General features: G+C 47.0%; 15 protein-coding genes and 1 tRNA gene. All 16 read right to left on the bottom strand.

What is annotated here, in order from left to right; genetic code table 11:
• Positions 1-47: 47 nt before the first annotated feature.
• The 16 genes from HMPREF9429_RS04785 to gltX all read right to left on the bottom strand — a co-directional run bounded on the left by HMPREF9429_RS04785 (position 48) and on the right by gltX (position 14,615).
• Complete coding sequence (locus tag HMPREF9429_RS04785; RefSeq protein WP_232216646.1) at positions 48-701, bottom strand: hypothetical protein; 654 nt, start codon at positions 699-701, stop codon at positions 48-50.
• 33 nt (positions 702-734) lie between these two features.
• Positions 735-819 (bottom strand) — tRNA-Leu (locus HMPREF9429_RS04780).
• A 7-nt stretch (positions 820-826) separates the two neighbouring features.
• Positions 827-1,399 carry a lytic transglycosylase domain-containing protein gene (locus tag HMPREF9429_RS04775; protein ID WP_040773845.1) on the bottom strand — a complete coding sequence of 191 codons (573 nt, stop codon included), beginning with the start codon at positions 1,397-1,399 and terminating at the stop codon, positions 827-829.
• A 13-nt stretch (positions 1,400-1,412) separates the two neighbouring features.
• Positions 1,413-2,015 (bottom strand): dephospho-CoA kinase, encoded by a 603-nt coding sequence (gene coaE / locus HMPREF9429_RS04770; RefSeq protein ID WP_006942071.1) that lies wholly within the window; start codon positions 2,013-2,015, stop codon positions 1,413-1,415.
• A 9-nt stretch (positions 2,016-2,024) separates the two neighbouring features.
• Positions 2,025-2,846, bottom strand: coding sequence for a DNA-formamidopyrimidine glycosylase (gene mutM / locus HMPREF9429_RS04765; RefSeq protein ID WP_006942070.1), 822 nt, complete (start codon positions 2,844-2,846; stop codon positions 2,025-2,027).
• Positions 2,847-2,855: 9 nt separating this feature from the next.
• Positions 2,856-5,429: a DNA polymerase I gene (gene polA / locus HMPREF9429_RS04760; protein ID WP_006942069.1), complete on the bottom strand. Its 2,574-nt coding sequence runs from the start codon at positions 5,427-5,429 to the stop codon at positions 2,856-2,858.
• A gap of 17 nt (positions 5,430-5,446) precedes the next feature.
• Positions 5,447-5,815, bottom strand: a complete 369-nt coding sequence (locus tag HMPREF9429_RS04755) for a hypothetical protein (protein ID WP_006942068.1) — start codon at positions 5,813-5,815, stop codon at positions 5,447-5,449.
• Between the two features lie 29 nt (positions 5,816-5,844).
• Positions 5,845-6,294 (bottom strand): SsrA-binding protein SmpB, encoded by a 450-nt coding sequence (gene smpB, locus HMPREF9429_RS04750; protein ID WP_040774238.1) that lies wholly within the window; start codon positions 6,292-6,294, stop codon positions 5,845-5,847.
• A gap of 22 nt (positions 6,295-6,316) precedes the next feature.
• On the bottom strand, positions 6,317-8,470 hold the full coding sequence (gene rnr, locus HMPREF9429_RS04745; RefSeq protein ID WP_156780733.1) for a ribonuclease R: 2,154 nt from the start codon (positions 8,468-8,470) through the stop codon (positions 6,317-6,319).
• A 154-nt stretch (positions 8,471-8,624) separates the two neighbouring features.
• Entirely contained in the window at positions 8,625-8,861 is a 237-nt protein-coding gene (gene secG / locus HMPREF9429_RS04740) for a preprotein translocase subunit SecG (RefSeq protein ID WP_040773840.1), read from the bottom strand.
• Positions 8,862-8,912: 51 nt separating this feature from the next.
• The gene (gene sigH, locus HMPREF9429_RS04735; RefSeq protein ID WP_006942064.1) at positions 8,913-9,563 is read right to left on the bottom strand and encodes an RNA polymerase sporulation sigma factor SigH; all 651 of its coding nucleotides are present in this window, start codon (positions 9,561-9,563) and stop codon (positions 8,913-8,915) included.
• A gap of 9 nt (positions 9,564-9,572) precedes the next feature.
• The gene (locus HMPREF9429_RS04730) at positions 9,573-10,097 is read right to left on the bottom strand and encodes an NYN domain-containing protein (RefSeq protein ID WP_006942063.1); all 525 of its coding nucleotides are present in this window, start codon (positions 10,095-10,097) and stop codon (positions 9,573-9,575) included.
• Positions 10,098-10,105: 8 nt separating this feature from the next.
• A complete protein-coding gene (gene rlmB / locus HMPREF9429_RS04725) occupies positions 10,106-10,849 on the bottom strand; it encodes a 23S rRNA (guanosine(2251)-2'-O)-methyltransferase RlmB (protein WP_006942062.1) in 744 nt (247 codons plus the stop codon).
• A 3-nt stretch (positions 10,850-10,852) separates the two neighbouring features.
• A complete protein-coding gene (locus HMPREF9429_RS04720) occupies positions 10,853-11,332 on the bottom strand; it encodes a Mini-ribonuclease 3 (RefSeq protein WP_040774235.1) in 480 nt (159 codons plus the stop codon).
• Positions 11,329-12,774: a cysteine--tRNA ligase gene (gene cysS, locus HMPREF9429_RS04715; RefSeq protein WP_040773837.1), complete on the bottom strand. Its 1,446-nt coding sequence runs from the start codon at positions 12,772-12,774 to the stop codon at positions 11,329-11,331. Before cysS ends, HMPREF9429_RS04720 begins: the two co-directional genes overlap by 4 nt.
• A gap of 377 nt (positions 12,775-13,151) precedes the next feature.
• Entirely contained in the window at positions 13,152-14,615 is a 1,464-nt protein-coding gene (gltX, locus tag HMPREF9429_RS04710; RefSeq protein WP_006942059.1) for a glutamate--tRNA ligase, read from the bottom strand.
• Positions 14,616-14,624: the final 9 nt, after the last annotated feature.

Below are 14,624 nucleotides of genomic sequence, written 5' to 3'. Positions count from 1 at the left end.
AATTACTTATGATTATACCACTTGCAATGAGTCCGTACAATGCGTAATTACTTTATCTGTCCTCGTACGTCATCCAGAACGGAGCGCAAATTTTCCGACAAGGCGGTGCGCAATTCATCTACCGTCTTACTGTCAAAATCGTGCACGAGATTGGGGAAATTGCGTACACGCCGTTCTGCAAAAAAATCATCACGCAACAGGTTGTACATAATCGACACTCCGCTGCGAGTCGATGCGTCATAATAGGCTACTACCATGTAAGAGCCGTTAATAATCCGCACGGCCTCAGACGGCTCGATGATCCGTTCAAAGCCGGCGTACTCAAGAGGCAAAAGATCCTGCCAGTCACCGTCGGGAACCCCCTTATTCGTTAAAATAACGGAAAAATCTTCCCGACAGTGCACATAGTGAGTTTCAATAATATGCGGCAATCGCTTTTCGACCATCTTTGTAAAGGTCGCAAAATCGTCCGTTATAAACTCAATGAGCGTAAATTCCAACATGCCGATATCCGTACGTACGGAAAAATCTCCCGACCCGTTATGATACACGCCTTCAACGGTCCATCCCTTGCGTTCGTTTACATACGCAAAGATAACTGCATAGTCATCATCTTGAAGACTCGCTTCGGAAAAATCCTTCCGTAATGTAAAATCTCCCACCTGAAGTGGGAGAGACGCATCCATATTCCATTGTTTCACTGTTTCGATTAATCTCTCGTCCATGAGTAAAAATGGTGCGGTTGGCGGGACTTGAACCCGCACGACCAAAGATCACTGCCGCCTGAAGACAGCGCGTCTGCCATTCCGCCACAACCGCCTGAAAACTAAAATTCATACAACTCTTTGTATTTCTCTTCGTTTTGCATTACTACTTTAACATATTCCCGCGTTTCTGAAAAGGGTATGCTGTCGATTTCGGAAAAATTTTTGTCCCAACCGTATTCCTTCATCCATTCGTCTACATGCCCCCGTCCGGCGTTATAAGCTGCCAGTGCCAGCACCGTATTGCCGTCATATTCACGCAGTAAGTAAGCTAAATACCAGGTACCCATGCGCAAATTCGTACTGACGTCGTTAAGCATTTCGGGTTTAAAGCCGACCATACCCGTTTCTTCGGCAATCCACTCACCTGTTTCGGGCATAATTTGCATGAGACCGCTGGCTCCGCGATGAGAGGATGCATTGTCCTTAAACTTACTTTCCGCCAGAACGACGGCTGCCACCAAGCTGGGACGCACGCCGTTTACGCGAGCGTATTCACGAACAATATAGTCGTATTCCAGAGGATATACCAAGGTACGCATAAAGGTCTGGCGCCACCCTGAAAAGTAAAATGCCGACAGGAGAACGAAAAAGACGGCTATGACAATTGTACCGATTCTGCTTTTTCTTCTCACTGATGCCTCCGTTTTACAAACGCATTTGTAACCTTTCCCATAAAGAACGCACTTGCTCTTTTGTATCTTCCAAGGTTCCCGAATTATCGATTACCTGTTGGGCAAGGGACTTTTTCTTATCGACGGAAATTTGCGAATGAATCCGTAACAGCGCCTCCTCTTTTGTATAGCCGTTCCGCTTCATTAAGCGGCTTAGCTGTACTTCAAAGGGAACGTATACAAGCCATACCTCGTCGACGTACGAGTCATATTTTACTTCATACAAAAGCGGCATGTCAAGAAAGACGACAGGCGTTGCACCCTCTCTTTCAAGGCGCAAAAGTTCTTCATCCAGGGCCTCAAAAATAAGGGGAAAGAGGATATTTTCCAAGCGTTTTTTCATTTCCGGATTCCTAAACACCAAATCGCCTATATAGACGCGATCCATGGAACCGTCCGCAGCTACCGCATCTTTACCGAAGGCCGCTTCAATTTTTGCAAGGCCCCGCGTTCCCGGTGCCACCACATCTCGGGCCGTCTTATCACAGTCAATGACAAAGGCTCCCAATTCTTTCAACATATTCGTAACCGTCCTCTTCCCCGTAGCAATGGAGCCGGTCAAGCCGATTCGATACATGTATGCCTCCTAGTGTTGACAGTGCGGACAATAGTGGGTGCCCCTGCCGCCCTGCTTTACGTATTTAATAAGGGTTCCGCACGTTTTGCACGGCGTTCCCTCACGGCCGTAAACGGCCAGATTTTCCTGATTTTCCCCTTCCCGACCGCTACCGTTGACAAAATCTCGAATCGTCGTACCGCCGTATTCAATGCCTTCAGCCAAGACGGTATGAATGGCCTTTGCCAGTCTCTGCGTTCGCTCCTTACCGATGTGATTGCAGCGACGCGACGGGCGAATGCCGGCAAGAAAGAGAGCTTCGTCTACGTAAATATTTCCCAATCCGGCCAAAACGGTTTGATCAAGCAAAAAGGACTTTACAGTTCGCGACGAAGCTTTCATTTTTTCACGCAAATAATCAGCCGTAACCGCCGACGAATTGGCATCGGGACCGAGGTCGTCATAGCCGGAAATGCCCGTCTTCTCACCCGGCTTTGCAAGCCACAGACAACCGAAGGTGCGTACGTCGCAATAGTAAAGAAGGCCCTTATCAAGGTGAAAGACGATATGAGCCGTCTTCGGCCTATTGTTGCCTGCAGCGTCATAAATAAGACTTCCCGTCATACGCAAATGAACGAGTAAATCCGACGATCCGTCCGTACAAAGGCGCAAATACTTTCCTTTACGCCCCACGGCAGTAAAAGTACAGCCCGAAAGAGCCTTTGAAAATGCCTCTACCGTCGCATTTTTTATAAGGCGCGGCAAGGTAATATCTATATGGGTAATCGTTCGCCCCGTCAATACGGGTTCCAAGGTCGCACGGACCGTTTCGACTTCCGGAAGTTCAGGCATGATATTCTCCTACTTGGCTTCTTCCCAGTTCGTTCCCGTATGAATATCGGCAATAAGCGGTACCGACAGGGTAACGACTTCTTCCATCGTTTCTTTCAAAAGTTTTTCAATCGTTTCTTTTTCTTGCGCCGGCACTTCTAAAACCAGTTCGTCGTGAACCTGTACAAGCATGCGGCTGTGCAGGTTTAGTGCTTCCAATTTTTTCTGAACCGCATTCATAGCCAGTTTGATAATGTCGGCGGCACTTCCCTGAATAGGCGTATTCATAGCCGTACGCTCTGCAAAGGAGCGGCGCATAAAATTCTTACTGCTGATTTCCGGTAAGGTGCGTAAGCGACCGAACATGGTACGTGATTCGCCGGTGCGTCTTGCTTCTTCCACCAACCCGTTCATATAGTCGTGAATGGTACTGTATCGGGCAAAGTACGATTCAATATATTCCTTAGCCCTATTACGTGTAATCCCCAGATTTCGTGACAAACCGAAATCGCTGATACCGTAAATAATACCGAAATTCACCGCCTTGGCATGAGAGCGCAGTTCACCGGTCACTTCATCAAAAGGCACGCCGAAAACTTCCGATGCCGTTCGACGGTGAATGTCCTGATTATGCTTAAAGCCGTCAATCATCGTCGGATCTTGTGACAAGTGAGCTAAAAGGCGCAGTTCTATTTGTGAATAGTCACCGGACACGAGATAGTCATACCCTTCTCCGGGTACGAAGAAGGAACGAATCTTGCGACCCTGTTCCGTACGAATAGGAATGTTCTGCAAGTTCGGATCCGAGCTGCTGAGGCGTCCCGTAGCCGTCACCATTTGGTTAAACGACGTGTAAACACGCTCGGTTTTCTCGTCAATGAGGGGTTCCAAGCCGTCGAGGTACGTGGAAATCAACTTCTTCAAGGCACGGAACTTGAGTATTTTCGGCACGATCTCGCTTTGTTCCGCCAATTCTTCCAAGACAGACGAATCCGTCGAGTACCCGGTCTTTGTTTTTTTAATAACGGGAAGTCCCATTTTTTCAAACAAAATAACGCCCAACTGTTTCGTCGAATTAATATTAAAGGACTCACCGGCCAAGTCGTAAATTTCCGTTTCCAAGGCATCCGCTTCTCGAGACAAGTCGGCCTTCATCTCTTCCAGACGATCTCTGTTTACAGTAAAACCGTTTAATTCCATAACGGCCAGAGTCCGTTCCAAGGGGGATTCGATAGTTTCAAAAAGGGATGACAGCCCTTTTTCTTCCAGGGCCTGTTGTACAGGTCCGTAGAGGGAGTAGACGAAAGCGGCTTCGTTAGCCGTCTCATTTTGAGCCTCGCCCTTAACTTCATTCAGAGTGCGCCCGAATACTTCAGACAAATAGGTCAGGCCGTAAGCCGTTCGCGTCGGGTCCAACAGATAGGCTGCCAAGGTTACATCATATACGGGTAAATCTCCTATTCCCGCACAAAGAGCCGCCTTATACAGGGATTTCCCGTCAGCAGTCACAACGACCTCAGAGTCTTCCAAAGCCGTAAGCCACTGTCCTATATCCTCACTTTTTACCTCGTATACACCGCCTTCAACGGCTAACGTCAAGGTACTTATTTTCGAATGTCCCGGTGTATTTTCATAATGAGCCGCTAAGGCTACCGTCTTCCCCTTCACATCACGGGCCTTCAATTCTTTCAACTGCTTTAGAGTCACCGTCTCTTCAGCTTGTTCCAAAAACGCGAACCGATCAAAGGCGGCGAAACGTTTGAGCAGATTGCGAAAGCCCAGCTGTTTGAACAAATCACGCACTTCCCCCTCCCGCGGATGGGGCAAAAATCCCGCTTCGTCGAATTCAACGGGTACATGGCAATTAATGGTAGCCAATTCTTTAGACAACATAGCCTTATCTTTATTATCCGCCAGTTTTTCACGCAACTTCTTGCCGCTTATATCATCTAAATGTTCATATACGCCCTCAACCGTACCGTATTCGGTAATCAGTTTAAGCGCCGTTTTTTCACCTACACCGGGAACTCCGGGAATATTGTCAGACGTATCGCCCATGAGGGCCTTCATATCAATGACCTGAGCGGGTGTATATCCGTACTCTTCTTGCATGACATCGGGAGTTACGGCAAGCATCTCGGAAATACCTTTTTTAGTCAGATACACCGTAATGTTGTCATCTACCAGCTGCAAAGCATCACGGTCACCCGTAATAACGGACACGGACGTATTGTCCGTCGGCACCTGTTTGGCAACGGTCCCGATAATGTCATCGCCTTCATAGCCTTCCGTTTCCAGCACATGAATGCCTAAACATGCCAAAACCTCCCGAATGAGTGCAAACTGAGGTCGCAATTCATCGGGAGCCGGTTTTCTTGTCGCCTTATAATCGGCATATAATTCGTTTCTGAACGTATGTTTATCCTTATCAAAAGCGACGGCCACGTAATACGGATCCAAATCGGCGTAAAGTTTCAAAAGCATATTTAAAAAACCGTACACGGCATTAGTCGGCCGTCCCTGACTGTCGCTCAAAGGCGGCATGGCATAAAAAGCCCGATATAACAGACTACTTCCGTCAATAATCATCAAGTTTTTTTTCATAGTTTCACCTACTGCAGTCAACTCAAAAATTTACGTACAACGGAATAAACAATATAAATCCCCAGGATGGCCAGTAAATACGGCAAGGCAACCAGTAAAAGGCCGAAAATACCGACGATGACGGCGGCTATTAAGAAGATAATGACCGCTAAGGCCGCCTTGATACGCAAGGGCATTTTGGTGTAAATATGGACCCGCCCCTGAAGGCTTTCATCTTCTCTTACGTCCTCAGTATATACACGTCCTTCTTCATCAACGGTTTGACCCGTAAATCCGTCCCGCTCGGCACGGGACATGACCTGTACGTCCTCTTGTTGACGGGCATGGCAGGACTCGCACAAGCCGTCTGCATATACAGCTTCATTATCGCATTGACGACATTTCATAATCTATTCCTCCGACTGTTATGTCTACTCTAATATTCTTTATTCTTCATGCGTCTTTCAATATCGCGTTTTGCTTCTTTTTCCGCTATAGCCTGTCGTTTGTCATAAAGCTTTTTGCCGGTTGCCAAAGCGACGGTCACCTTGACCCGTCCTTTTTTGAAATACAAATTAAGGGGAATAAGTGTATACCCCTTTTCCTTGGTCGCACCGATAAGTTTAACAATTTCGTATTTATGTAACAGCAATTTGCGAGTCCGTAAGGGATCGGCATTAAAACGATTGCCCTGTTCGTACGGACTGATATGCATACCGACTATATAGGCTTCACCGTCATCAATACGGCAAAAACTGTCTTTCAGATTCACTCGGCCGGCACGCAGCGACTTTACTTCCGTTCCCGTAAGAGCCAAGCCGGCTTCGTACGTGTCATGTATAAAATAATCGTGTCGGGCTTTTCTATTGTCCGTAATATATTTCATGCCCTTTGTTTCCGCCACGGTGTTACCTCCTGTGCTTTTTCTTTCCTTTACCCTTTCCCTTACCGTTTTTCTTCGAGTTTCCTTTTACGCTACTGAGTTTAGAACCCTTTTTACGACTCTTCTGTGATTGGGATGAAGGGATTTTTTCCTTTTTTTGTCCCTTTTTACGATCTTTCTTACCCGATTTCTTTTCAGTCTTTTTTCCGCTCTTTTTCGCTTTACGACCGGCTAAAAGGGTCTGTAAATCTTCTAAAGAATCAATACGCCCGGGAACAAAATCGATTTCACAGCGTTCCGTATCGACGGAAGCCAAGGTAACGGTCATAGCATCCCCTAACCGATAGCGGCGACCGCTTCGACAACCTACGAGGGTATATGTACCTTCGTCAAAAATGTATTCGTCATCCCGTAAATAGGAAATATGAACCAGGCCTTCAATACCGTCGTCGAGGGATACGAAGAGTCCGAATCCTGTAATCCCCGTAATATGGGACTCATACGACTCGCCGATAAAGGGCTTCATATACTGGGCCTTCTTCAAATCCGCCGTATCTCGTTCCGCTTCAACGGCTACGCGTTCGCGCACACTCGCATGGTCGGCCGCATTGGCCAAAAACAATGCATCCGCCGCTTTTTCTTCAGCCTTTACAACAGGGTGCACCGCATATTTACGCAACAATCGATGAACCAATAAATCGGGATAGCGTCGAATGGGCGATGTAAAGTGCGTATAGCTTTCAGAAGCCAAACCGAAGTGGCCGGCATTTACAGTCGCATAACGTGCCTGTTGCATAGCGCGTAAGGCTATGGTCTGAACAACTTGTTCCGCCTCCGTTCCCGCCGCCTTTTCCAAAAGAAGCTGGAATTCTTCAGGCGTCGGATTCTCTGCTGAAGGAACGGGCAGATTAAATACGGACAACACGGTTTTCATCATTTCAATCCGTTCTTTGTCCGGTATTTCATGAATTCTGAAAACCGTCGGGTTTCCCGTCCCTTCCAAGTAGGTGGAAACGGTTTCATTGGCAATGAGCATGGCTTCTTCTACAATCCGTTCAGCTACGGAACGTTGCCGCTCTTCCATCCGTAAAGGAGTGCCTTCTTCATCGAGAATAATCTTAAATTCCGGAAACTCGAAGTCCACGGCACCTCGACGCAGACGCATATCTTTTAAAATCTTGGACAGATCACGCAAGTCTTCAATCATAGGCATGAAGGGCTGCAAATCATCGGGAATAATCCCGTCTTCCAAAGCCTTCCGTATTTCCTTGTAATTACAACGTCGTTTGACACGAATGACTGCAGGTCCGATATGCCGAGATACGACAAGACCCGTTTCATCGATTTCCATAACGCAGGCCATGCTGTACCGGTCTTCTCCGGCGTTTAAACTGCAAATGCCGTTACTCAAAACTTCCGGTAACATGGGGATAACACGGTCTACAAGGTAGACGCTGGTCCCTCGCTTATAGGCCTCTTCATCAATGACCGACCCGGATTTTACGTAGCGACTTACGTCGGCAATATAAACACCCAATCGATAATGCCCGTTAGACAGGCGAACCACGTCAACGGCATCATCCAAATCCTTGGCATCTTCACTGTCAATGGTAATAAGTTGTCTATCGCGATAATCAGCCAGTCCCGCTTCAAGGCTTACAGTCTTATCCAAAGCATCGGCTGCTTCCGCTACTTCGTCCGGGAAGGAAAAAGGCAGACCGTGACGTGCCATAATAACCTTTACATCCAGGTCCTTATCGCCCGTATAGCCGAGAACTTCCGTAATTTCGCCTTCCGCCTTCTGATATTCCTGAGGCCATGCCGTAATCTTTACGGCTACTCTCGCTCCGGTACGAGCGTTCAAGGCTTTATCCAAGGGAATGTACACATCTTCATGTAAACGCGGATCATCAGGGGTCACAAACCCGAAATGAGCCTGACGGTCATAGGTTCCCACCAAAGTTTCATTAGCTCGTTCGAGAATAGTCACGATCGTCCCTTCTTTACGCTTTCCTACGGAAGACGTAATCTTAACGATAACCTTGTCGTTACTCATGGCCGTATGTCGATTTTCTTCGGCTACGTATACATCATCTTCTCCGTCAGGCGTGACGACAAAACCGAAGGAACGCGTATATCCCTTATATATTCCTGTTATTTCTGCGACCTTCTCCGTCATATGCCGCTGTTTGCCTTGAAAAACCACGAAGCGTGTCTCTCCTTTTACTTTCACAATCTACTGATACACATATAAAAATATTATATCATATCTCATGTACGTCTGCTGTTTCGGGCAACAAAAAACCTGCGGTAAGTACCGCAGGTTCCGTTGTTTAAAATGTATGCATCAATCGTCCCAAGACAAGGGTCAAGATGGCGAAAATGACGGAAAAGAAAATGGTCATTTTCGAAAGCAAGGCATCCATACCGCGTGCCCGACTGCCGAACAAATCTTCCGCACCGCCGCCGAAGCCTGCACCCATTCCCTGAGTCTTGCTCTTTTGTGCTACAACAACACCGATTAAAATTAACGATACTATAGTTACGAGAACTTCCAAAAAGTTAATCACCGTACTCCTCCTTATACTCATGCTAACGCAATTATTGTACACTCTTTTCGACTATCTATCAATAGAATTTCTCCCGTCACGAGCATGCACATATTCCTCCAGCTTATGCTTAATACGCTGTAAGGCGTTATCGACGGACTTTACGGGACGATTGAGACTCTCAGCCGTTTCATTGTACGATTTTCCTTCCAAATAGGCCAACAGAACTTGCCATTCCAAATCGCTGAGTACCTCGTTCATGCGCAATTCCATGTCTTTGTACGCTTCTTCATTAATGACGAGTTCTTCCGGGTTCAGGTCTTTTTCTCCGGTCAAAACATCCTGCAAGGTGCGTTCGGATTCATCTGCATAAACGGGGCGATCGATGGAGACGTACGAGTTCAACGGAGCATGTTTATACCGCGTTGCCGTCTTAACGGCCGAAATGATTTGACGCGTAATACAAATTTCCGCGAAAGCACTGAAAATAGTATGCATGTGCGGCTTGAAATCGCGAATAGCCTTATAAAGGCCAATCATTCCTTCCTGCACCAGGTCTTCCGCATCGGCTCCGACAAGAAAGTAGGCATGAGCTCTGGATTTAACAAGGTTTCGATATTTTTGTATTAAATAATCGGAAGCGGCCGCATTGCCGGCTGATGCCAGAGCTGCTACTTTTTCATCTGCCATATCCTGAAAGTTTGTATCTTGTCGTTCTTCCATATATGTCTCCTATTTCGAGCGACGTATTTTTTCCAGCTTTTCCCAAACGTCCGTATTTTTCACGCGATGGACGACTTCGTTACGGACTCCCGTCAAATGAACCTCACCGTGCACATATTGTTTTTCTTCGTGCTTCATACGAGCTACATCTTCAGCAAGTTCCCTAGCCGATACGCGGTAGGCCCCGCTACCGAGAATCTGCTGTTGCTCCGTTCCGTCCGATGTGGCGACAAAAAGGCTGCGTCGTTCCCGTCGATGCTCGTACACAAGGCGTTCTATACGACTGTCCGCCGTCTCATCCTTATCCGTAAAGACAATGCGACAATCCTTGCCAACGGACTCTTCTTTCGCCCCTTCATCCGTGTACATGGCATCGAAAACAATGACCGCTTCAACTCCTTTTATTTTACCGTAACCCGCAATCGTATCGATCAGTCGTTGACGTGCATGTTCCAATGATTCATCGGCCAGAGCCTGCAAATCCTTCCAAGCAAAAATAATATTATAGCCGTCTATGATATAGAGATCTTTCATTTTCGCACCTACTTTTCCCGGTGTCGTTTACGAGCTACTTCATACATGAGAAGAGCTGCCGCTACGGAAGCATTTAACGAGTTAATCCGACCGAACATAGGAATGCGTACGAGTACGTCGCAATTGTCCTTCACAAGACGGGATATCCCCTTACCTTCACTACCGATAACCAATACCAGTGGCATATCGGCAGACAGGGAGTAATAGTTTTCTTCGCCGACCATGTCGGCCCCTAAAACCCAGAACCCCTGTTTTTTTAATTGTTTCAACGTAGTCGTCACATTGCCGATACGAACGACCGGCATGTATTCCACGGCACCGGCCGAGGTCTTGGCTACCGTTTCATTTATAGGGGCGCTGTGCCTTTGCGGCACCAAAATGGCATGTACGCCGGCACATTCAGCCGTACGAATGATAGCACCCAAATTGTGGACGTCTTCAATGCCGTCGGCAAGAACCAAAAAGGGCATCTCCCCCTGTTCCCGCACCTTGGCCAAAACATCGTCCAAATCGGCAAAGTCAACGGCTGCGGCAAGGGCAACGACATCTTGATGCCGTATGCCCGGAGCCAGTCGCTCCATAGCTCGATTATCAACGAATTCGACGGGAATTTTTCGCTCTTTCGCCAAAGTTCGAATACGAGCCAAAGGCGGTGCCTCTTTTTTGGCAGTCATATAAATTTTTGTCACCGAACGCCCTGCTTTCAGGGCTTCGGTGACACTGTTGCGTCCTGCAATAATCGATGTATCCACAGGCTACTCCTTATGTGAGTCACGACTATATTTTCGTGTATAAGAAACAATGCAATTCATGATTTGCTGTAACCGTTCATCTTGTTCGGAAAGAATCAGATAGCCGATAAGTGCTTCCAAGGCCGTACTGTTGCGATATTCACCGACAGTGGCGCTCTTGGGAACTTGCATCTTCGCATTGCGTGCACGGCGGCAAACAGCCGTTTCCTCTTCTGTAAAATCTTCTTTAAGGGCTTCATAAACGACGGACTGCACCTTGGCGGAAACAAATTCGGCCGCCAGGGAATGCAATACCCGGGCATTGGGTATACCCGTAGCCGTTAAGCATCGACGCAAAGTCAAGGCATAATAGGCATCGCCTATGAGTGCCAGATTCAACGAGTCCGTACGGGCTACATCAACAAACGGTACGTTCAAGGTCGTATCGTCTGCAAAGGCCTTAAGGGCTTCTTTCTTTACTTGTTGAAACTGTTCGAATTTCACTTTTTCCAACGCGCTCCCTGAGGCGAGTCTTCAATGGTAATTCCCAAGTCCGACAACTTGTCGCGAATAGCGTCGGCCAAAGCATATTGCTTCTGAGCCCGGCATTCCTGGCGCAATTCAAGAATAACATCCATCAAGGCTGCATAGTCCTTATCATCCGCTTTTCCGGCCGTACCGTTCCAGCGATCCTCCAAGACCCCGAGAATATCCGTCATAGTTTTAAAAATACGCTTTACTTCCGAAAGGACGGCGCTGTCTGCCGGTACGCCGTTCGTCGATACTTCGCTCGTATAAATATTGACTTTCTTAGCCAATTCAAACATGGCCGCACTGGCAAGAGCCGTGTTGAAGTCATCACACATAGCCGTTTCAAAATCTTCCATAGTACGTTGCGCATCGGCCAATAAAGCAGCCGATAATTCGGATTTGCCGCCCGACGGCTGTTCCAATAACCACAAAGTATTATCAATAGCCGTACCGAGGCGTTCCAGGCTACGGGTCATTTCCGTCAAGCGTTCGTCACTGAAATCCAAGGGACTTCTGTAATGATTGGATATGAGGAAGTATCTAAGCGCATCGGGACTGTAATGTTCCAATACGTCTTTGACGAGGAAAAAGTTATTCAACGACTTACTCATCTTTTCAGAATCAATAGTAATGAAGCCGTTGTGTACCCAATAATTGACCATAGGGCCGTGATTGCAACAAGCTTCAGTCTGAGCGATTTCATTTTCATGGTGAGGAAATATCAAATCACTGCCGCCACCGTGAAAATCAAAGGGTTCGCCCAAGTATTTTAAGCTCATGGCCGAGCATTCAATGTGCCAACCCGGACGGCCTTTTCCCCAAGGACTGTCCCAAGACGGTTCACTCGGTTTAGCAGCTTTCCAGAGAGCAAAGTCCATGGGATTTTCTTTGCGGTCGTCCACTTCGATACGAGCTCCGGCCATCATATCGTCCAAGGAACGATGGCTCAATTCCCCGTAGTGTTCAAAACTCTGAACACGATAATATACATCGCCGTCCAACTCGTAGGCATGGCCGTTTTCAATCAGTTTGGAAATCATGGCTATAATATCATCCATATGTTCAGATACGCGCGGATATTTATCGGCACGTTGAATGTGGAGCTTATCCATGACTTCAAAGTAAGAAGCGATATATCGATTGGCAATTGTATCCCACGATACTTCTTCTCCGTTGGCGGCATTGATAATCTTATCATCCACATCCGTAAAATTTTGAATATGCGTAACGGCATAGCCTAAGTGCTTCAAATAACGTTTAATAACATCCCAAGTAACAAAGGGACGCGCATTTCCCATGTGCGAATGGTTATACGGCGTAATACCGCAAACATACATCTTCACTTGCCCGGGGGTAACAGGCTTAAAAGCCTCTTTTTTTCTGGATAGCGTATTATATACGGTTAATTCTCTCATCATAACCTCCTATTTAACATAAAAAGAGCCCCCATCCCCTGACAGAGACGGTGGCCCGCGGTTCCACTCTGTTTTACGACATAGTCGTAATCTTCATAACCGGTAACGGCGGTATCCGGATCGAGCTACTATCGTTCACTCGACCGACTCGCGAAGGCAGTTTTATCATCGGGCAATCTGACAAGGCTTTCAGCGACCGCCTCGTCTCTCTGTAGTGCCGAAGGATAAACACATTTCGGTCTTCGTCATTGTACACTTTCCGTAGAAAGCTATATATAATACATAATATTATATGACTTATCACTTTCCTGTCAATAGGATACTTGGATAAAATTAAAAGGGAGTATCTCCTAAAGACACTCCCTTTTTACCTTGATTTATTCCGCAATAAGTCCGCTGCGGCGCAAGCGCTGTACCACTTTTTCACGTCCCATTAAAGCGATGATGACGTTCAGGTCCGGACCGTGCATAACACCGGTCAAAGCCACGCGGATAGGCATGTACACGAACTTGCCTTTAACGCCTACCCCCTTTTGCACCTTCTTGAAGAGAGGCTGAACCGTATCGGCCGTAACTTCGTCCAAGGCCTCCAGCTCTTTCAAAAAGGCCGTAAGAACAGCAGGAGCCGTTTCTTCTTTCAATACGTCTGCCGTTTCTTCGTTTTCCGGTTCATATTCATCGGTAAAGAAGACTTTAGCCGCATCGGTAACTTGAGCACCGTACTGAATGTGTTCACGCAAAGCCGTTACCATAGTTTCAACCCAGGTTAAGGTGTTCGCATCAGGGTTTTCCGACACGTAGCCGGCCTTCTGTAAATGAGGTAAGCAAAGTGTTACTAACGAAGGGCCGTCCAATTCTTTCATATATTGGAAGTTAATCCAATTAAGTTTTTCAATATCGAAAACTGCCGGGTTTTTCGCCACACGATCAAGAGTAAACATGCTACACAGTTCTTCTTTACTGAAAATTTCCTTATCGCTGTCAGGTGTCCATCCGAGCAAGGCCAGGAAGTTAAACAGTGCTTCGGGTAAGTATCCCATATCCCGATACTGTTGTACGGATGTGGCCCCGTGACGTTTACTCATCTTTTTCTTATCTGCACCGAGAATAAGCGATACATGAGCAAACTTAGGAGGTTCAAATCCCAGCGCTTCATACAAAACAAGCTGACGCGGTGTGTTGGACAGGTGTTCTTCCGCCCGAATAACATGGGTAATTTCCATAAGGGCGTCATCAAGGACTACACAGTAGTTATAAACCGGCACCCCATCGGATTTAACAATAACGAAATCCCCGATTTTATCGGAATCAAAAGGCACCTTGCCACGCACAATATCATCTACTTCGTAAGTTTTGTGCTTCGGCGTTCTAATGCGTATGACATGCGGTCTACCTTCAGCCAGATACTGTTTTATCTGTTCTTCCGAAAGATGACTGCACGTGCCGCCGTAAACGGGCGTTTCTCCCTTGGCCATTTGTGCATCTTTTTCGGCTTCCAACTCTTCGGGTGTACAGAAGCAGTAGTAAGCTTTACCTTCAGCCAACAGTTTTTCCGTATATTGACGATATAGATCAAGGCGTTCCATTTGACGATACGGTCCGTGATCACCGCCTACATCAATGCCTTCATCCCAGTTAATCCCCAACCAGTGGAGGGCTTCTTTTATGTTTTCTTCCGATTCGCGCGTAGACCGCTTTTGATCCGTATCTTCTACGCGGACGACAAAAGTTCCGTCATTATGAGCGGCTACAAGATAATTAAAGAGTGCCGAACGGGCACCTCCTATATGAAAAGGCCCGGTCGGGCTGGGAGCGAAACGTACGCGAACTTGCTTAGACATGAATCAATT

This window comes from Megasphaera micronuciformis F0359 (assembly GCF_000165735.1).
Taxonomy (GTDB): domain Bacteria; phylum Bacillota; class Negativicutes; order Veillonellales; family Megasphaeraceae; genus Megasphaera; species Megasphaera micronuciformis.
This window is presented reverse-complemented; position numbering and strand designations above follow the sequence as displayed.